Annotated in this window: 17 protein-coding genes; 13 read left to right on the forward strand and 4 right to left on the reverse strand. The window is 41.1% G+C overall.

The genetic code is table 11. From position 1 onward, the window contains the following. Positions 1–43 precede the first annotated feature (43 nt). The 3 genes from QWZ17_RS17125 (at position 44) to msrB (ending at position 4,671) form a co-directional block, all read left to right on the forward strand. Positions 44–3,259 carry a DPP IV N-terminal domain-containing protein gene (locus tag QWZ17_RS17125; protein ID WP_290306502.1) on the forward strand — a complete coding sequence of 1,072 codons (3,216 nt, stop codon included), beginning with the start codon at positions 44–46 and terminating at the stop codon, positions 3,257–3,259. Positions 3,260–3,372: 113 nt separating this feature from the next. Continuing rightward, positions 3,373–3,960: a fasciclin domain-containing protein gene (locus tag QWZ17_RS17130; protein ID WP_290306503.1), complete on the forward strand. Its 588-nt coding sequence runs from the start codon at positions 3,373–3,375 to the stop codon at positions 3,958–3,960. A 237-nt stretch (positions 3,961–4,197) separates the two neighbouring features. Then, on the forward strand, positions 4,198–4,671 hold the full coding sequence (gene msrB / locus QWZ17_RS17135) for a peptide-methionine (R)-S-oxide reductase MsrB (protein ID WP_290306504.1): 474 nt from the start codon (positions 4,198–4,200) through the stop codon (positions 4,669–4,671). Here msrB and QWZ17_RS17140 read toward each other — a convergent pair. Next, positions 4,661–5,017 (reverse strand): GIY-YIG nuclease family protein, encoded by a 357-nt coding sequence (locus tag QWZ17_RS17140; RefSeq protein WP_290306505.1) that lies wholly within the window; start codon positions 5,015–5,017, stop codon positions 4,661–4,663. The two genes, msrB and QWZ17_RS17140, sit on opposite strands and share 11 nt — an antisense overlap. A gap of 86 nt (positions 5,018–5,103) precedes the next feature. Between QWZ17_RS17140 and QWZ17_RS17145 the strand changes: the two genes are divergently transcribed. From QWZ17_RS17145 to QWZ17_RS17170, 6 genes are all read left to right on the forward strand, one after another. Continuing rightward, positions 5,104–5,880, forward strand: coding sequence for an XRE family transcriptional regulator (locus QWZ17_RS17145; protein WP_290306506.1), 777 nt, complete (start codon positions 5,104–5,106; stop codon positions 5,878–5,880). 74 nt (positions 5,881–5,954) lie between these two features. Next, positions 5,955–6,332, forward strand: a complete 378-nt coding sequence (locus QWZ17_RS17150; protein WP_290306507.1) for a DUF4890 domain-containing protein — start codon at positions 5,955–5,957, stop codon at positions 6,330–6,332. A 112-nt stretch (positions 6,333–6,444) separates the two neighbouring features. Continuing rightward, positions 6,445–7,575 carry an aminotransferase class I/II-fold pyridoxal phosphate-dependent enzyme gene (locus tag QWZ17_RS17155; protein ID WP_290306508.1) on the forward strand — a complete coding sequence of 377 codons (1,131 nt, stop codon included), beginning with the start codon at positions 6,445–6,447 and terminating at the stop codon, positions 7,573–7,575. Next, positions 7,565–8,182: a dethiobiotin synthase gene (gene bioD / locus QWZ17_RS17160; protein ID WP_290306509.1), complete on the forward strand. Its 618-nt coding sequence runs from the start codon at positions 7,565–7,567 to the stop codon at positions 8,180–8,182. Before QWZ17_RS17155 ends, bioD begins: the two co-directional genes overlap by 11 nt. A 62-nt stretch (positions 8,183–8,244) precedes the next feature. Further along, a complete protein-coding gene (locus QWZ17_RS17165) occupies positions 8,245–9,141 on the forward strand; it encodes a 3-hydroxybutyryl-CoA dehydrogenase (RefSeq protein ID WP_353959507.1) in 897 nt (298 codons plus the stop codon). Positions 9,142–9,505: 364 nt separating this feature from the next. Further along, the gene (locus tag QWZ17_RS17170; RefSeq protein ID WP_290306510.1) at positions 9,506–9,796 is read left to right on the forward strand and encodes a hypothetical protein; all 291 of its coding nucleotides are present in this window, start codon (positions 9,506–9,508) and stop codon (positions 9,794–9,796) included. A gap of 113 nt (positions 9,797–9,909) precedes the next feature. Here QWZ17_RS17170 and argS read toward each other — a convergent pair whose 3' ends face one another. The 3 genes from argS to QWZ17_RS17185 all read right to left on the reverse strand — a co-directional run bounded on the left by argS (position 9,910) and on the right by QWZ17_RS17185 (position 12,511). Continuing rightward, positions 9,910–11,838 (reverse strand): arginine--tRNA ligase, encoded by a 1,929-nt coding sequence (argS, locus tag QWZ17_RS17175; protein ID WP_290306511.1) that lies wholly within the window; start codon positions 11,836–11,838, stop codon positions 9,910–9,912. A gap of 65 nt (positions 11,839–11,903) precedes the next feature. After that, positions 11,904–12,293 carry a type II toxin-antitoxin system VapC family toxin gene (locus QWZ17_RS17180; protein WP_290306512.1) on the reverse strand — a complete coding sequence of 130 codons (390 nt, stop codon included), beginning with the start codon at positions 12,291–12,293 and terminating at the stop codon, positions 11,904–11,906. Continuing rightward, positions 12,278–12,511 carry a hypothetical protein gene (locus QWZ17_RS17185; protein ID WP_290306513.1) on the reverse strand — a complete coding sequence of 78 codons (234 nt, stop codon included), beginning with the start codon at positions 12,509–12,511 and terminating at the stop codon, positions 12,278–12,280. Before QWZ17_RS17185 ends, QWZ17_RS17180 begins: the two co-directional genes overlap by 16 nt. Before the next feature lie 113 nt (positions 12,512–12,624). Between QWZ17_RS17185 and QWZ17_RS17190 the strand changes: the two genes are divergently transcribed. The 4 genes from QWZ17_RS17190 (at position 12,625) to QWZ17_RS17205 (ending at position 19,006) form a co-directional block, all read left to right on the forward strand. After that, positions 12,625–14,067: an arginine deiminase family protein gene (locus QWZ17_RS17190; RefSeq protein WP_290306514.1), complete on the forward strand. Its 1,443-nt coding sequence runs from the start codon at positions 12,625–12,627 to the stop codon at positions 14,065–14,067. A 109-nt stretch (positions 14,068–14,176) separates the two neighbouring features. Next, entirely contained in the window at positions 14,177–15,097 is a 921-nt protein-coding gene (gene ctlX / locus QWZ17_RS17195; RefSeq protein ID WP_290306515.1) for a citrulline utilization hydrolase CtlX, read from the forward strand. Between the two features lie 87 nt (positions 15,098–15,184). After that, positions 15,185–17,500, forward strand: coding sequence for a PAS domain-containing sensor histidine kinase (locus QWZ17_RS17200; protein ID WP_290306516.1), 2,316 nt, complete (start codon positions 15,185–15,187; stop codon positions 17,498–17,500). A 111-nt stretch (positions 17,501–17,611) separates the two neighbouring features. Further along, positions 17,612–19,006 carry an arginine decarboxylase gene (locus QWZ17_RS17205; protein WP_090650569.1) on the forward strand — a complete coding sequence of 465 codons (1,395 nt, stop codon included), beginning with the start codon at positions 17,612–17,614 and terminating at the stop codon, positions 19,004–19,006. Positions 19,007–19,041: the final 35 nt, after the last annotated feature.

A 19,041-nucleotide genomic window follows, 5' to 3' on the forward strand; every position in this document is an offset into this window, starting at 1 on the left:
GCCGATTTATTTCATTAAATTAGCAGTATCTATTTAGTTCCCTATGAATAAAAACTACTCTTTTTTTAATAAAGCTAAAAAGTTCTCCCTTATCATCATCTGTCTGGTTAGTTCGCTGCTAATTACTCAAAACGCGCAGGCGCAGTACTTTGGTCAAAACAAGGTGCGGTATAAAAATCTCAAATTTAAAGTTTACAAAACCCCGCATTTCGAGATTTACTATTATCTAAAAAATGATAGCATGATCAAACGCTTTGCCCAGGAAAGCGAGCTTTGGTACACCCTGCATCAACAGGTTTTTAAGGATACCTTTAAAACAGCCAACCCCATTATTTTATACGCCAATCACCCCGATTTTCAGCAAACTACCGCTATTGACGGCGAAATTGGTGTTGGCACCGGCGGTATTACCGAGGGTTTAAAAAACCGGGTAGTAATGCCCGTAATGGAAACCAACCAGATGACCAGGCACGTTATCGGGCACGAATTGGTGCATGCCTTTCAATATCACACCTTGTTGGGTAGCGGTAACGAAAACTTTGAGAACATCAACAACATCCCGCTTTGGATGATTGAGGGCATGGCCGAGTACCTTTCCATAGGTAAAAAAGATGCCTACACCGCCATGTGGATGCGTGATGCTTATCTTAATCATGATATCCCTACCGTACGCGACCTTACCGAGAGCAACAAATATTTCCCCTACCGTTACGGCGAGGCATTTTGGTCGTTCCTGGGTTCCACCTATGGCGATACGGTGATTGTTCCTTTCTTTAAAAATACCGCCCGCTATGGTTTGGCTTATGGCATCAGGCGAACGTTTGGATATGATGATAAAACACTATCCCGACTTTGGAAAAACTCTATTGAAAACACCTACAAACCATTTTTAAAAGATACCGTTCAAAAACCTGTTGGTTTAAAACTGGTAGATAAAGATAACGGCGGCGATCTGGTGGTGGCACCAGCCATCAGTCCCGATGGTAATTATGTAGCTTTCCTATCGGCCAAGAGTTTATTTAGTATCGATCTTTATTTGACCGACGCGCATACGGGTAAAATTCTCCGAAAGCTCACGAGTAAGGTATCAAACACCCACATTGACGAATTTAACTTTATTGAGTCGGCAGGCGCGTGGTCGCCGGATGGTAAGCGATTTGCTTTTAGTGTATTTAGCAAGGGTCGCAACCGCATGGAAGTAGTTGACGTAGCCAGCGGTCGCATGCTCAACGATATTTCGATGGAAAAGGCCGAGCAGTTTAGCAACCTTTCATGGTCGCCAAATGGAAAGGATATTGTTTTCACTGGACTATCAGAAGGGCAAAGCGATTTGTATTCTTATAACTTCGATACCAAACAAATTACCCAGCTTACCAACGATAAGTATACCGATTATCAACCAACTTACTCCCGTGATGGCAAAAAGATCCTTTTTTCGAGCGATAGATCAACTTATGACCAATCTTTAGAACAGGCTATCACCTTTAACCTGGCCGAACTTGACCTGCAAACCGGCAAGATCAAAGACATTAAAATATTTAACGGTGCCAATAATTTAAACCCGCAATATTCTGCCGATGGTTCGCAGATCTATTTCCTATCAAACCGTGATGGTTTCCGCAATATGTACCGATACACCCTTGGCACCGGCCAGGTTGACCAAATGACAGATCTATTTACCGGCATCTGCGGTATTACCGAATATTCGCCGGCCTTAAGTATCTCCAACAATGATGATGTTGTGTACTCTTATTACCGGGCGCAAAAATACGCCCTGTACAATGCTAAAGCATCGCAGTTTAAACCTGTTAGCGTACAAGATCAGGACGTTAACTTTAACGCCGCCATGCTACCGCCGCCACGCGCGGTAGGCGTTGACCTCATCAATTCAAACCTAAACAACTTCCTGGCTTATCGTAAAATCCCAACCGACTCTGTAAAGGAAATTCCTTATCGCCCTAAATTTAAGTTAGACTATTTGGCTGGTAGCGGCATTGGTGTTGGTGTAAGCAGCTTTTACGGCACCAGCTTATCAAGCGGCATCCAGGGTGTATTCAGCGATATATTAGGGCGTAACCAGATTTTTGCCGCGGCATCCGTTAACGGGCAAATTTATGACTCCGGTGCGGCAGTCACTTATGTAAACCAAACCGGCAGGTGGAATTTAGGTACAGGCATTTCGCATATCCCCTATCTGTTCGGGCAGCAAACAGAAACGTTTCCCAAACAAACCATCGGTGGTAAAAATGTAACTATACTATCGCAAAACACCGACATTATCCGCAATTTTGAAGATGCGGCAAAGGTTTTCACCTCTTACCCTATTGATAAAACAAATCGCTTTGAAGTAAGCGCAGGCGCATCTTATAACTCGTACAGGGTTGATCGTTATAGCGATACTTATAAAATTGACACCATTGTAGATGCGCAAAACAACACATCTTTAAAGTACACGTATTTAAACTCCGATAAAAAGAAAATAGCGAATGCCGAAGAAAGCGCCCTTTTAAATTATAACCTCAAATCGTACGCGCTATTTCAGCTTTCAACCGCTTTGGTGGGCGATAATTCATTTTTTGGAGTAACAGCACCATTAAATGGCTTCAGATACAGGCTGGAAGCAGGTTATAACTTTGGCACCTACAAATTTTTCTCGCCAACTATCGATCTTCGTAAATATGTACGTGTTGAACCGGTAACTTTTGCCGCAAGGTTTTTTGGTTACGGACGTTTTGGCGATTCAAACGGCATTTATCCTTTGTTTATCGGTTATCCGTTTTACATCAGGGGTTATGAAGGGCAAACTTTTTATAATAACAATAAAAAAGCAAGTAATGGTTTTAATATAGATCAGTTATCTGGTAGCCGTATGGCCGTATTTAACTTTGAAACGCGCCTGCCATTTACCGGCCCGGAAAAACTGGCCCAAATCAAATCAAAATTCCTGTTTACCGACTTGAACCTGTTTTTTGATGCAGGCCTGGCCTGGAATGCCGGCGAGCATATTTATTTCCAAAAGAACCCGCCCGTGTTAAGTAAAACACCGGTACTTGACGATAGCGGCAACCAGGCGGTTGATGCCAGCGGCAACCCGGTATTTAATACCACTTATGGGCGCGTACCGGCACTAAGCGCGGGTATATCATTAAGGATAAATGTTTTTGGAGCCTTTATCTTGGAGCCTTACCTGGCAATTCCTTTTAATCGTACAGATGTAACTAAGCCGGTATTTGGCCTTGGCTTTACACCCGGGTGGTAAACACATTAATTATCAATATATTTAAGCGGCCTAAAGCCGCTTTTTTTATTTAATATCTAAATTGCCACAAACAGTTAGGTGTTTAATTGTTATTAGCCTATAACCATGTTACTATGAAGAAAATAACGACGCTTGCAATTGCGCTTTTATGTAGTTCGATGTTGTTTGCGCAAAGCAAAGCAGTTAACCCAAAGGCTATCGGCCCGCTTAAAATTACCGCGGGTGATGGGATGCTGGTCGGCAATGATATTGTTAAAAATATCGGGCTATCAAAAGACTTGTCTACTTTTTATGATCTGATCAACAAAAGCAACCTGGCTGTTACCCTACAAAGCCGTGGGCCAATAACCGTATTTGTACCCGCTAATCAATCGTTTCAAAACCTGCCAAACGGAAAGCTGGATTCATTGATGATGCCAACCCATGTTTGGGAACTTACGGGTATTATTTCCTATCATGCTATTCCGGGTAGGTTAAAAGCCAAAGACATTGAAAGAGAGATTAACAAAGGTAATGGCATGGCAAAATTCACCACCTTATCTGGCAGTAAGTTAATGGCTAAGATAGATGCTAACCGCAATATTGTTTTGGTAGATGAAAACGGAGGCGAGAGTATTATAAACCGTTTTGACGTGGAGCAAAGCAACGGTATGCTTCATGTAGTGAACAAAGTACTGATGCCAAAGCCAAAGGTTATTTAATTGTACCCGCCGATGACAATCTGCCTGTAATAAGATTACGTATTTTATTTTGAAGCTAAAAGCTGAATGCACAAAGCATAAAGCTACGATCCCACTGATCAAATAATAGCCCCATAATTTGCGAATTAATTATTGGACTTTATATAAGTATGTATCAGGTGTAAGGATTACGTGTGTTTCACGACTAACACATCATAAGATCGTAATTCAAAACAAAAACTTAAAACGAAGAAGGCGATGAAAAAATTAATTTTAGCAATAGCGATACTCACCATTATTACGGCATTTGGTTGTCAGAATAGCAGTGGACAAGCAAAACGTAAGTTAAGCAAACCAGCAGCCGAATGGAAAAAAACACTTACGCCCAACCAATATTACATTATGGTTGAAAGTGGCACCGAACCTCCCTATAAAAACGATTACTGGAACAACCACGAAAAGGGTGTTTATGTAAGCGCAGCTACAGGAGATGTATTATTTAGCTCGGACGATAAATTTGACAGCGGCACCGGCTGGCCCAGTTTTGTAAAAGCTGTCGACTCCAAAAAAGTAGCAATTGTTACTGATAACAGCTACGGCATGAGCCGTGATGAGGTTATCGAAAAAAGTACAGGTTTACACCTTGGTCATGTTTTTGATGATGGCCCTGCCGACCGCGGCGGCAAGCGTTTCTGCATGAACTCGGGCGCGTTAAAGTTTATTAAAAAGTAAGCGCCCGGCGGTTGGCATTTACAGAAGGACGTAATTGAGGCCTTGGGCGAATGCCGTTCTCATATTTTAAACCAATGGTCAGATCTACCCAATCAGGGTTAACCGGTCTGATCATTTTTTCTTTTTGCGGCCTTGTAAAGGTGCTTACTACTTTAAAGCGCTCCATGGCCTGCTCTTCGGTATTAATCTCCTCAAAATAAACCAAACGGTTAAGTTGCTGCGCGCTATCAAAAAACAAAGTTGGCATATCACTATAAAATTGCAGTGTTTTTACCAGGTCAGAGCATAAGCCTACATGAAGATTTTTCCTGTTTCTGTCGGTGATGATATATACAAAACGTTTCATTTTTTGATAAAAAATTTGGTGAACGAATAAATATTACTAACTTTATGAGCATAAAATTACTAATAAATTTAGCAAATGCAAATTTTATGTCAATAATTTCACAAAATATTAAGTTTCTTCGCAAAAAAAAGGGAATTACCCAACAGCAATTCGCCGATGACATGGGTATAAAACGCTCATTAGTAGGCGCATACGAAGAAGAGCGGGCCGAGCCAAAATACGAACTACTAAAATCATTAGCAATTTACTTTGATATTAGTATTGATGATTTTATCAACGAAACCATAAACGAAAAATGGGCACCAAAACCAAAAGGCAATCCTGCTAACCTGCGCATACTCAGCATTTCTGTTGATAAAGAGGATAACGAAAATATTGAAATGGTACCGCTGAAGGCCAGCGCCGGTTATTTAAACGGTTATGCCGATCCCGAATTTGTAGCGCAATTGCCTAAGTTTTATTTACCCATGTTTAAACAGGGCACTTACCGCGCTTTTGAAATAAAAGGCGATTCGATGCTACCTATAGTATCAGGCGATATTATTGTTGCCGAGTACCTTGAAAACTGGGCCGACGTAAAACCTGGTGAAACCTATATAGTAATATCAAAAGATGATGGCGTAGTTTACAAACGCATTGGTAACAAATTCAAAGACAATAAGAAGCTAAAGCTGATATCAGACAACCCTGTTTACGAACCATATGAAATAAACGGTGAAGATGTTTTGGAAATATGGAAAGCTAAAGGATTTATATCCACCCAGTTACCAAAGCCAACACCAGAGCCAACCATGGAAAGTTTAACCGCTATGATGGCCCAGATGCAACGCTCCATATCAAATTTACATCAAAGCAACAATTAAGTTACATCAATATTTTTAAACCATTAGGCTATATCTTTATCATACGATTGAAAACGTAAATAAATTTAAAAGCTATGAAAAAAATTTTGTTGATGTGCTGCTTTCTGATGGGAATTGCGGCAGTAAGCCATGCACAAGGTGGTATGAGAAAAAGCCCCGAGGACAGGGCTAAGGATCTGCAAACACAGTTGAAGCTAACTGACGATCAAACGGCTAAAGTTACCGCTGTTTACAAAGAGCAGGCAACTAAAATGGATAGCGTAAGAACTGCCGCCAACGGCGACAGGGATGCCATGAGAAGCGCCATGATGCCATTGAGAAAAGCTACTACCGATAAGATCAAAGCCATTTTAACTCCAGACCAGGCTACTGCTTTTGATAAAATTCAAAAGGATATGATGGACCGGATGAGACAAGGTGGAGGCGGCGGCGGTGGCGGCTCGCAAAAATAATTTTAATAAGAAGCGGCAATAAGCCGCTTTTTTTATTTTTGCACTGTTTTTAAGCTAAAGGCATAAGCCTAAAGCTAAAAGCAGGAAAATAGAATACTTACGTAATCGCAAATTGACATCGGCAAATAATTACCTTCAAAACAAACTCAACGAACGGCTGGCTTCGGGCAGTTATCGCACACTTAAAGCCGAAAACGACCTGATTGATTTTTGCTCCAACGATTACCTTGGCTTTGCACACTCACCTGCTTTAAGGCAAAGTATTGAAACGGAGGTAAACAATCATCCATTAAGCTTAAATGGCTCTACCGGTTCCCGACTGCTGTCGGGAAATCTACAATACGCTTTGGATCTGGAGCAACAAATTGCCGCCTTTCATGGCTTTGAAGCCGGGTTGCTATTTAACTCCGGCTATGATGCCAACCTCGGTTTGCTCTCTTCACTTGCCCAGCGTGGCGACACCATTATATTAGACGACTTGATTCATGCCTCTGCAATTGACGGGGCTCGTTTAAGCAATGCCAACCGATATAGTTTCAGGCATACCGATATGGATAGCTTAGAGGCCAAATTAAAGGCATCTAAAGGCAATTGTTATGTGGTTGTGGAAAGCGTTTATTCAATGGATGGCGATTCGGCACCATTAACAGAAATATTAAGCGTTACCGAAAAATATGGTGCCCATCTGATTGTTGACGAAGCCCACGCGGTAGGCCTTTATAAACAAGGACTTGTTTTTGAACTTGGTTTACAAAACAAAATTTTTGCAGCGGTTATTACTTTTGGCAAGGCTTTAGGTTGCCATGGTGCAGTGGTATTAGGCGGCACACTATTAAGGGAATATCTCATCAACTTTGCAAGGCCGTTTATTTACAGTACAGCACCCTCTTTTCATCACCTGGCATCTATAAAAATGGCCTATAAGATGTTAAGCTTCGCCAATACGGAGATTAATCAACTTAAAAACAACATCAGTATATTTAAGAAAAACATAGCGCAAAGCATCACAAGTCCGCTTATCCCAAGTGAAAGCGCTATACAATGTATCGTTTTTAAAAATAATGACGATGCCCGTAAAGCAGCAAACACCTTACAATCAGCGGGTTTTGATGTGCGGCCAATATTGAGTCCGACGGTTGCAGCCGGTACCGAAAGAATAAGGATATGCCTGCATAGTTTTAATACTTTAAATGAATTAAATTTGCTTACCAACATTATAAACACCCTGATTAATGCCAGCTAAACAACCCATTTTTATTACCGGTATTGGCACCGGTGTAGGCAAAACCATCGTATCAGCAATTGTAACTGAAAAACTAAAGGCCGACTACTGGAAACCCATTCAATCGGGCGACCTTGACGACAGCGATACCCTTAAGGTACAAAGCCTGGTATCAAATGACGTTACCGTATTCCATCCCGAATCGTACCGTTTAACCCAGCCCTTTTCGCCCCATAAATCGGCAGCCATTGATAAAGTAACCATCGAGCTGCAAAACATCGTTTTACCCAAAACAGATAACCAGTTGGTTATTGAAGGTGCCGGCGGCTTAATGGTACCCTTAAACGATAATTTTTTAATTATCGACCTTATTAAACAGCTTAATGCTAAAGTAATATTGGTTTCCAAAAATTACCTGGGCAGTATTAATCACACGTTACTATCGGTACACGCTTTAAAAAAATATAATATTGAGGTGATGGGCATCGTATTTAACGGGCCAAAGGATATTTATTCAAAAACGTATATCCTCAACTATTCGGGCCTTACCGAACTTGGGCAGATTCCGATGTATCCAAAACCAGATAAAAAAGCGATTCTTGGAGCAACCAGCCTCATTACGCTGTAATATTAAAACGTTTTGCAAAACCGATAATTTGCCTCAATTTAGTGTATACATATCCTGGTAAAATGATACAAAACATCACAGTAATAGGCTCCGGAACAATGGGTAACGGCATTGCGCATACATTTGCGCAATATGGTTTCGCGGTATCACTTGTTGATGTTAATGCCGATGCTTTGGCGAAAGCTGTTCAAACTATTACCAACAATCTGGACAGGCAGTTAAAAAAAGGCAGCATCAATGAGCAAGGCAAGGCCGATACCTTAAACAGGATAAAAACTTATACCGATTTACAGCAGGGAGCCTCCAATGCCCATCTGGTGATTGAAGCGGCAACTGAGAACCGCGAGATCAAACTAAAACTGTTTAAACAGCTAAGCGAGATTTGTGCCCACGACGTGGTCCTGGCATCAAACACCTCATCTATATCCATCACAGAAATAGCGGCTGTTACCAAAACCCCCGGCAATGTTATCGGCATGCACTTTATGAACCCGGTGCCGGTTATGAAACTGGTGGAGGTAATAAGGGGCTACGCCACTACCGATACCACCACACAAACCATTATGCAGCTGGCTAAAAAGCTGGATAAAGATCCGGTTGAGGTAAATGACTATCCTGGCTTTGTAGCCAACCGTATTTTAATGCCGATGATTAATGAGGCCATCTATACCCTTTTTGAAGGCGTAGCTGGCGTACAGGAAATTGATACCGTGATGAAACTGGGCATGGCCCACCCGATGGGACCGCTGCAATTGGCAGATTTTATTGGGTTGGATGTTTGCCTGGCTATTTTAAAAGTACTGCACGATGGTTTTGGCAATCCCAAATACGCCCCATGCCCCCTACTGGTAAACATGGTAACTGCTGGGCACCGAGGTGTAAAAACCGGAAGCGGCTTTTATAAATACACCGCCGGAAGTAAGGAATTGGTGGTTGCTGATAAGTTCAGTTTGCGGTAAGCGGTTGCCTGTTGGCAATTGTCTGAACCGGGATTAAACGAATTTATCAGATTTCACAGGATTTTGATTGTCTGAACCGGAATTTATCGAATTAAATAATTATTGGAATTTTCTTAAACGTGGTTTGTCTCATTGTAAAATTGTCTTGATTTTCGCTAACTTGTTGGGCCAATTTCAAGCAAACTGCAAACTGCAAACTGCAAACTGCAAACTGCAAACTGCAAACTGCAAACTGCAAACTGCAAACTGCAAACTGCAAACTGCAAACTGCAAACTGCAAACTNCTTCACCAAAACTTCATTAAACTTTAGCGATTGCCAATTGTCAAACATCTGTAAGTTTATTTATTTTAAACATTGTACAGATGAAAACAATTGCAAAAGCAGGATTGGTATTAGCTTTATCGGCTTCACTTTTTAGCTCATGCGCGGCTGATTATTATGTGGCAGAACGTCCGGCAGAGCCGGTTTATGTGCGTCCTGTAGCACCTTACCCCGGTGCTTATTGGGTACCCGGCGAATGGGCCTGGCGCGGCGGAAGATACGTTTATATCAATGGCTATTATGCCCGCCCACGTGCCGGCAGAGTTTACGTACAGGGCTACTGGCATCCCGTACGCCGTGGCTATGCATGGCATAGAGGGTATTGGAGGTAAAGCCCCCCAGCCCCCTAAAGGGGGAGTATAAAAAAAACGCTTAGCCAATTGATTTGACTAAGCGTTTCTATTTCTGACCTATTGTTCTCCCTTTAGCGGGTCAGGGGGCTCTTTTACATCCGCTCCGGTACATCAATACCGAGCAAAGCCATAGCCTGGCTAATTACTTTGGCTGATGAAGCAGATAATTGAAGACGGAATTGTTTCAGCGTTTCGGTTTCTGCTTTTAATACGCTGTGTTTATCATAAAACTTATTAAAAGTTTTTGCCAACTCATAAACATAGTTTGCCACTAACGCAGGGCTAAAATCCTTTGCAGCTGCTTGTATAATATCAGGGAATTGAGTTAATAGTAACACGACGTCACGTTCAAGGGCATCAAGTACAGTTATTTTGATCTGATCATCAATCTGATAATCACCTCTTCTTAATACCGTTTTAATTCTTGCATGCGTGTACTGGATATAAGGGCCTGTATTTCCATGCAAGTCGATTGATTCGCTTGGATCAAACAATAAACGTTTCTTAGGATCTACTTTTAGCAAAAAATACTTCAGCGCTCCCATTCCAATGGTATGGAAAAGTTTAAGCTTTTCTTCTTCAGGAAAATCTTCAATTTTACCGCTCTCATTGGCTAATTTCTCAGCAGTAGTTTCCATTTCGGCCATCAGATCATCGGCATCTACTACCGTTCCTTCACGTGATTTCATTTTGCCCGATGGTAAATCAACCATCCCGTATGATAAATGGAACAAGCCATCGGCACCTGCCTTACCTAATTTGTTAAGGATAAGGAAAAGTACTTTAAAGTGGTAATCCTGCTCGTTACCTACCACGTAGATGGATTTATCCATGTGGTAATCATTATATTTTAATTGCGCGGTACCCATATCCTGGGTAATGTAAACCGATGTTCCGTCAGATCGTAACACCAGTTTTTCATCCAGTCCGTCGGCAGTAAGGTCAATCCAAACAGAACCATCTTCTTTTTTGAAGAACACGCCTTTATCAAGTCCTTCTTCAATGATATCTTTTCCTAACAGGTAGGTGTTCGATTCGTAATAGAATTTATCAAAATCAACACCCATTTGTTTATAGGTTTCGGCAAAACCCGCGTAAACCCAGCCGTTCATGGTTTTCCAAAGCTCAATAACTGCCTCATCGCCAGCTTCCCATTTTTGAAGCATTTGCTGGGTTTCAATCATCAACTGGGTAGCGCCTTTGGCAATCTCTTTGATCTTATCTTCGTCGGCAGCAATTTTATCGTTCAGTTCATCAATTGCTTTGGTTTTATCTGCGGGCGTAGCCTGCTTTTTAACTTTTAGCTTATCAATTGAATTAAGCAAAGCCTGGATTTTCACTTTCTGACCTTCCTTAAATAACGTCAGATCATTCTTTTCGTAAATACGATCCAATACCGGCGCCAATTGCACCCTTAACTCTTTTTCAAAAAGCACGTAGTATTTACCCACCAAATGATCGCCTTTCATCCCTGTCGACTCCGGTGTTTCGCCATTGCCAAACTTTTGCCAGGCCAGCATGGATTTACAGATGTGTACACCACGATCATTAACCAGGTTGGTTTTTATTACCTCATAACCGGCAGCAGCCAAAATCTGCGCGACCGAAAATCCTAACAGGTTATTTCGCACGTGTCCAAGATGTAGGGGCTTATTGGTATTGGGTGATGAATACTCCACCATTACTTTTTGGCCGTTTGGCTTTGCTACCGCGAAGGTATCTGGCAAAACCTCGTTATAAAGCTGAGCAATCCAATACTCATCGCTTAAAGAAATATTAAGGAAGCCTTTAACCACGTTAAAAGAGGCAACTTCTTTTAATTCGTTTAAAAGATATTCGCCAATTTCAGTACCGGTTTGTTCGGGGCCCTTACGCGAAAATTTGGTAAACGGGAACGTAACTATCGTGATTTGCCCGTCAAACTCTTTACGGGTTTCCTGTAAGCCTATAGCTGCCGGCGCAACATCTGTTTGGTATAAATGTTTAATAGCTTTAACGGCAGCATCAATAATAAAATCCATGCGGCAAAATTAATTAAATTGCTAATACTGGTTGTATTAAATTTGAAGGAGGGATTTTAAAGGAATTAACTAATCAAACGCAGTTTTTCAATTCGTTCAAAATGTTTTTTGTTTAAAGTGGCACAAGGCGTGTTGTAGCAAACGGCTGTGGCGGCAATAAATAAATCTGCGGCCTCTATTACCTTGTTAATCTTTTTCAAGGCTGTGATAATCTCGGATACTGTGACTGCCACCTTGGAATCGAAAGCTAAAACTTCCATTTTCTGAAAAAATAGATTCCAAAATTCTATCTGATTGTCAAATGCGCCAGCATATATTTCGTATTCTGTAATCGTTGAAACGGCAAATCGATAACCAGCTTTGGTAAGCTCAAAAAGAGTAGTTTTAGTTTGATCCTTTTTTCTAAAATGTTCGATCAAAATAGAGGTGTCCAGCAGAATTATTTCGTCCGCCATTTATTGAAATGTTTTCTCACGTCCTTATAATTTTTGTATTGTTCGTCACTCATTACCGGACCATTTAGCAACATTTTCTGAAAATCGGTAAGCTCTCCTTCCTTATACCGCACTTCTTTTTTATTTAATTCCTTTTTCAAAATAGCACGCTTGTCTTCAGGCAACTGCCGTACAACATGCAGTAGTTCATCAAACGCAATTTCTACCTTTAATTCCATACTCAAATATAATCAATATTTTAATTGATATTAATTGCAGTATTTCAATTTCCCGTCCTCATTCTGTTTTCTTAGTTAATTTCTGATAGATTTGTGTTTCGATCATTCCTTTTATGACACTTACAAATTCTGATTTTAAAATAGATGTAACTTCCGAAATCGGTACGCTTCGCACCCTGCTTATCCATAGCCCCGATAGTGGCCTGGGCAAAGTTGTGCCTTCAAAAGCGCAGGACTGGCTGTTTGAAGATATTGTACACCTTGATACCATGCGCAGAAACGAGTATGATTACTACATTAAACTGCTGCTCTATTTTTTAGATCCCGACAAAATAAAAGGCAAACTGAAAAGTATTGATAACGATGACGACCGCTTATTTTTCAAACCCGATAACGCTAATTTTCACGCTTCAAACAACGTAATTGAAATTCAAAGTTTGCTGGCCGATATTTTAGAGCAAGCCGATATCCGTAAAAAGCTGGTAGCCTCTGTTTGTGCTATTGAAAGTTGCAATTACCGCCTGCAACAGCAACTGATAGATACCAACCCCGTTGAACTGGCTAAGATATTCATATCCGGTTCCTTAGGTAACGAGGAAATGATCTTCGCTCCTATCCCCAACCTTATTTTCTCACGGGATTTAGGCATCGCCGTAAATAACCACATGCTGCTCAACAAACCCGCCAAAAAAGCCCGTTTCCGCGAAACGTTGTTAATGCGGTACATCTTTTTCAACCATCCCTTGTTTGCGGCGTATCAGAACAACATACTGGAGATTCCGGAAACAGCGCAACACTTTTTGCGCCCCGGCGAGGACAACCAGGGCAAAACCACTTTAGAGGGTGGCGACGTGATGATGGTTAGTCCGCAGCATTTGTTGATTGGCTGCAGCGAACGTACTTCTATCAGCGGTGCCAATGAAGCCATTAAATTGTTGTTTGATAACGATGTGGTGAAAAAGGTAACCATTGTAAAAATACCACACAAGCGCGACTACATGCACATTGACACCGTGTTTACACAAGTAAAACGCAATACATGGGTGCTGTTGCGCTCGTTGGCTATTGCTGAAGCACCTTTGGAAGATCAGGAACCTATTTCATGGTTTACCGATAAAAAATCGAAAGAAAAACCAGAAATAGTGCAGTTCAGAAAAGATAAAAAGCCAAAGGTAATTGATTGCCTGGAAGATTTACTTGACGACATCAGTCAAAAAGATTTGCAAAGCGAGGAGAAAACGAAATTCATTTACTCGGGCAATAATACTTTCCCTTTTGATGCGCGCGAACAGTGGACAGACTCCTGCAACCTGCTTGCTGTTAAAGAAGGCCTAGTTTTAGGATACGACCGTAACGATAAAACAGTAGAAGCCTTTAAACAAAGTGGGTTTAATGTAATAAAGGTGGCCGACCTGCTTCAAAAATTTGAAACAGGCGAGCTTGATCCAAAAACTTTAACAGATACATTAATTTTAATGCCTTCGGCAGAACTTTCAAGGGCCCGCGGTGGTTTCCATTGTATGAGCATGCCGCTTTTGAGGGACAAGGTTGTCTGAATCAGAATTTACAGAATTAGTAAATTAACAGAATGACAGGCAATTCTGAATATCCTTAAATTCTGTAAATTCTGATTCAGACAAATTAATGACTAATGACCATTGACTAATGACCAACAACCAATCTACCAGTAACATATTAATGATAAGGCCGGTAAGTTTCGGCTTTAACGAGCAAACGGCTGCAAGTAACGCTTTTCAGAATCGCGATGCCAACCAGCAGGCGGTACAGGATAAAGCACTTGCCGAATTTGATGGCTTTGTAAAAATACTTAGCGATGCGGGGGTAAATGTAACCGTGGTTGACGATACACCAGAACCGCATACGCCTGATTCTATTTTCCCTAATAACTGGGTATCTTTTCATGACGATGGCACCGTTTACCTTTACCCGATGCAGGCAGAAAACCGCAGACTGGAACGCAGGGAGGATATTATAACCAATCTTGAAGATAAATTTAAGATAGGCCACGTAATTGACCTAAGCCGTTTTGAGGCCGACAATCGCTTTTTAGAGGGTACGGGCAGTATGGTATTGGATAGGCCGAATAAAATCGCTTACGCTTGCCTATCACCCCGTACTGATAAACAGGTGCTCGACCTGTTTTGTGAGCAAACCGGCTACCGGGCTGTTAGTTTCGATGCGGCAGATGAACATGGCAAAGCCATATACCATACCAATGTATTGATGTGCATTGGCAGTGGGTTCGCGGTAATATGTGTAGACAGTATCCCCAACCCACATGAACGGATCGTGGTTTTAGAAACCTTGAAATCGACCCAAAAAGAAGTGATTGAAATTTCGTTTGCGCAGATGAACCAGTTTGCAGGTAATATGCTGGAAGTTAAAAGTATTAGCGGCGAAACGCTGATTGTAATGTCAAAAAATGCTTTTAACGCGATTACTCAACAGCAAAAAACAGTATTAGAAAAATATGGCAAATTGGTGTATGCCGATATCAACACTATAGAAACCAACGGCGGCGGTAGTGCCAGGTGTATGATGGCCGAGGTACATTTGCCTTCCTAAGCACATCTTTTTGGCGTAAAATATTATTTGGATAAATATATTATATATTCTAAATTGGATATATATTGTATTACCAAAACTTAAGCCTTGTTACCTAAAGATATCACTAAGTCCGCTTTAGATCCCGATTCTTTTGAAGCCAGACTATTTCAGCTATTTATTTCGCGTATTGAGGATCATGCTATTTTTATGCTTGATGCCAACGGCTATATTCTTAGCTGGAATCAGGGAGCTCAAAACATAAAAGGCTATGAAACCGATGAAATTTTAGGCAAACATTTCTCCGTTTTTTATACTCCCGAAGACAGGCAAAACAACGAACCTCGCAATAATTTAAACCAGGCGTTAAAAAAAAACTTTCACGAAACTGAAGGTTGGCGGGTACATAAAAATGGCAGTTTGTTTTGGGCCAATATAAGCTTCACCACGCTTTATGACGATAAGGGCCATTTGATTGGTTTTGCCAAAATAACCCGCGATATCACCAACAGGAAGATGAGTGAGGATCAAAAGACCCTTGTAAACGCCGAGCTGGAAAACAGGGTGCACGAAAATTCTAAAAAAATAGTATCGCACGAGCGCAGATTTCGTAAACTGATAGAAAATAGCTACGACGGTATTTCGCTGTTTGACAAAAATTTACAGGTGTTTTACAGAAGCCGCTCGGCCGAACGCATCAACGGCTGGAATAACGTAGAACGTGCCGTTCAGGATATCGACTCGCTTGTACACCCCGATGACCTGGCGAGCGTAAAAAACATGTTCTCAAAAATCATTACCGAACCCGACAGGCCTGTTATATCCACCTACCGCACCAAACATAAACTGGGCCACTATATATGGGTGGAGTGTCTTTTGCATAACAGGCTCAAAGATGCCGATATTGGGGCCATAGTATGCAATTTCAGAGATGTTACAGAGCGCATTAAGGCCGAAATACAGCTGCGTGATAAAAACAAGCAAATAGAAAAAATACTGGAGAGCATAACAGACGGCTTTATAGCACTCGATAAAGATTTCAGGTATACCTTTGCCAACCAAAAAATGGCCGAAATGCTTGGTCGTGCGCCCGATTCATTAATAGGTAGAGTGGTTTGGGAGGTTTTTCCGGATGCGGTTGGCTCTGATACCTATTTAGCCATCAATAAGGCTATGGCCGAGCAGCAATACATTTGCAACGAAGATTTTTACGAACCATTACACCTATGGCAGGAAAACCATATTTACCCCTCGCCGGATGGGCTTTCGATATTTATAAGAGATATTACCGAACGTAAAAACGCCGAAGCATCATTACTTGAGTCGGAATCAAACCTGCGCTCGGTATTTGAAAATAACGATCAGGCTATTATTTTATTTGATACCGGCGGAAACATAAAATCATTTAATGGTAACGCCAATACCATAGCCTTAAATTACTTCAACAAGCCATTAAAAATAGGGGCATCGCTTTACAGCTACGCGGCCGATGGTAAAGGCGAACATTTAAAGCAGATTATACGGCAGTTAAAAGAGCAATCGCCCATAACTTATGAAAAAAGTTACACCCTGCTTAACAACACCAACGCGTGGTATGATGTACGGTGGGTGAGCGTGCTTAATAACCAAAACCAACAAACCGGAATTATACTTACGCTGAAAAACATTTCAGAAAAAAAACAGGCCGACATAGAGCGGGATAAAATTACAGCCGACCTGGCGCAACGCAATAAAGACCTTGAACAGTTTACCTACATCGTATCGCACAATTTAAGGGCGCCGGTGGCTAACATTAAAGGCTTATCAGACATTTTATTTGATTTGGATTGCAGCCCCGGCGCCGAAATTCCGGAAGCGCAAACAGCTTTAACCAAATCAATCAATAATCTTGATACGGTGATTATCGACCTTAATCATATATTGGAAGTAAGCAGCGAATCAAACGATATGCTGGTTAATATATCATTATCGCAACTGGTCGACGATGTAAAATCAGAAGCGGTTACCCTGATAGCCAAACACAATGCCCAAATTGAATATGATTTTAGCGAAATAGAGGAGCTTACCAGTATTAAGAGCTACATGTACAGTATTTTTCAAAACCTAATCATCAACAGCATTAAATACCGCAAAAAGAATGTGGCTCCACTTATCTTTGTTAGCAGTAAGATTGAAAACAACAAAACCTACATTTGTTTTAAAGACAATGGCAAAGGCATCGATCTTGAAAAAAACCGCGAGCAGTTATTTGGTTTGTATAAACGGTTTGACAGAGGTGTTGAAGGCAAAGGCATGGGTTTATATATGGTAAAAATGCAGGCCGAACGACTTGGCGGACAAATAAACGTTGAAAGTGTTTTAAACGAAGGAACCAGTTTTATACTTGAATTACCCCTGGATGAACAGGTATATTCTTCACGCTAAACCTTCCGTATATTAATTCACAAATAAATTACAATTAAACTATAAATTTTAATCTAACAAATAGCAGGTTATTCCGTTTTAAAATCACATTTTTGCCCCAAATTTTAAAGGATGCAGAGTTACCAGGAATTTCTTGATCTTAGTGTTGGTTTTCCGCAGGATGGTTTTGAGATCATCGACGATGAACTATATTTTCAGGACCTTAATTTAATGGAGATGATTGAAACGTACGGTACTCCCCTACGCTTCACCTATCTGCCACAGATCTCTAAAAAGATCCAGCAGGCCAAACTGTTGTTTCAGCAGGCTATCATCAAAAACAATTATCGCGGCAGTTATAAATATTGTTATTGTACCAAAAGCTCGCATTTTAAGCACATTGTTGAAGAAGCGCTTAAAAACGAGATACACCTGGAAACATCGTCTGCCTTTGATATGCCGATGATTGATGCCCTGGAGAAAAAGGGTGCGGTAAACAAAGATATCACCGTGATTTGTAATGGTTTTAAAACATTCCAGTACAAAACATACATTATCGATATGCTGCATGATGGCTTTAAAAACATCATCCCCGTATTGGATAATAAAGAAGAATTTAACCTTTACGATGATGAGATTGAAATGGATACCCCATGTAACCTTGGCATCCGTATAGCGGCGGAAGAGCAACCCGATTCGCAGTTCTATACCTCGCGTTTAGGTGTGCGTATGGAAGATATCATCGATTTTTATCATAACAAAATTGAGGATAACCCTAACTTCCAGGTTAAACTGTTGCACTTCTTCATCAACTCTGGTATTTCAGATACCCCATACTATTGGAACGAGTTAGAGAAATATGTAACGCTTTACTGCAAGTTCAAAAAAATCAACCCACATTTGGATACTTTGGATATTGGTGGCGGTATGCCGTTTAAAGATTCACTGGTATTTGATTTTGATTACGAGTACATGATCAACGAGATTGTGAGCCGTATTAAAGAAATTTGCGCGGAGCACGATACCATGGAGCCGGATATCATTACCGAGTTTGGTAAATATACCGTGGCCGAAGCATCGGGCATCCTTTACAAAGTATTGGGCCGCAAACAACAGAACGACCGCGAGCGTTGGTTAATGTTAGATGGTTCGTTTATTACCAACTTACCTGATGTTTGGGCGCTGAATCAAAAATACATCCTGTTACCGGTTAACAACTGGGATTCTGAATACGAGCGTGTGAACCTTGGCGGTATCACCTGCGACGGCCAGGATTATTACAACCAGGAAGCCCACATGAACAGCGTATTTATGCCTAAAACCCGCAAAGTACAATATTTAGGCTTTTTTAATACCGGAGCTTACCAGGAAGTTTTAAGCGGCTACGGAGGCATCCACCACTGTTTGTTGCCATCGCCCAAACATGTGATCATCCGTCGCAACCGCGATGAAACTTTCAACTTTGAAGTATTTGGCGAAGAGCAAAACAGTAAACAAGTATTGAAAATTCTGGGCTATACTACTTAGTAGTTTAGTTTGCAGTTATCGGTTTGCAATTTGCA

It is taken from the genome of Mucilaginibacter flavus (assembly GCF_030409315.1).
GTDB lineage: Bacteria > Bacteroidota > Bacteroidia > Sphingobacteriales > Sphingobacteriaceae > Mucilaginibacter > Mucilaginibacter flavus.

What these genes read in the sequence shown, in the direction of transcription:
- ctlX (WP_290306515.1), top strand. Translation starts at nt 14,177, where the DNA reads ATGACCAACAACCAATCTACCAGTAACATATTAATGATAAGGCCGGTA.
- QWZ17_RS17170 (WP_290306510.1), top strand. Translation starts at nt 9,506, where the DNA reads ATGAAAACAATTGCAAAAGCAGGATTGGTATTAGCTTTATCGGCTTCA.
- bioD (WP_290306509.1), top strand. Translation starts at nt 7,565, where the DNA reads ATGCCAGCTAAACAACCCATTTTTATTACCGGTATTGGCACCGGTGTA.
- QWZ17_RS17180 (WP_290306512.1), bottom strand. Translation starts at nt 12,293, where the DNA reads ATGGCGGACGAAATAATTCTGCTGGACACCTCTATTTTGATCGAACAT.
- QWZ17_RS17125 (WP_290306502.1), top strand. Translation starts at nt 44, where the DNA reads ATGAATAAAAACTACTCTTTTTTTAATAAAGCTAAAAAGTTCTCCCTT.
- QWZ17_RS17185 (WP_290306513.1), bottom strand. Translation starts at nt 12,511, where the DNA reads ATGGAATTAAAGGTAGAAATTGCGTTTGATGAACTACTGCATGTTGTA.
- QWZ17_RS17190 (WP_290306514.1), top strand. Translation starts at nt 12,625, where the DNA reads ATGACACTTACAAATTCTGATTTTAAAATAGATGTAACTTCCGAAATC.
- argS (WP_290306511.1), bottom strand. Translation starts at nt 11,838, where the DNA reads ATGGATTTTATTATTGATGCTGCCGTTAAAGCTATTAAACATTTATAC.
- QWZ17_RS17140 (WP_290306505.1), bottom strand. Translation starts at nt 5,017, where the DNA reads ATGAAACGTTTTGTATATATCATCACCGACAGAAACAGGAAAAATCTT.
- msrB (WP_290306504.1), top strand. Translation starts at nt 4,198, where the DNA reads ATGAAAAAATTAATTTTAGCAATAGCGATACTCACCATTATTACGGCA.
- QWZ17_RS17165 (WP_353959507.1), top strand. Translation starts at nt 8,245, where the DNA reads ATGATACAAAACATCACAGTAATAGGCTCCGGAACAATGGGTAACGGC.
- QWZ17_RS17205 (WP_090650569.1), top strand. Translation starts at nt 17,612, where the DNA reads ATGCAGAGTTACCAGGAATTTCTTGATCTTAGTGTTGGTTTTCCGCAG.
- QWZ17_RS17150 (WP_290306507.1), top strand. Translation starts at nt 5,955, where the DNA reads ATGAAAAAAATTTTGTTGATGTGCTGCTTTCTGATGGGAATTGCGGCA.
- QWZ17_RS17145 (WP_290306506.1), top strand. Translation starts at nt 5,104, where the DNA reads ATGTCAATAATTTCACAAAATATTAAGTTTCTTCGCAAAAAAAAGGGA.
- QWZ17_RS17130 (WP_290306503.1), top strand. Translation starts at nt 3,373, where the DNA reads ATGAAGAAAATAACGACGCTTGCAATTGCGCTTTTATGTAGTTCGATG.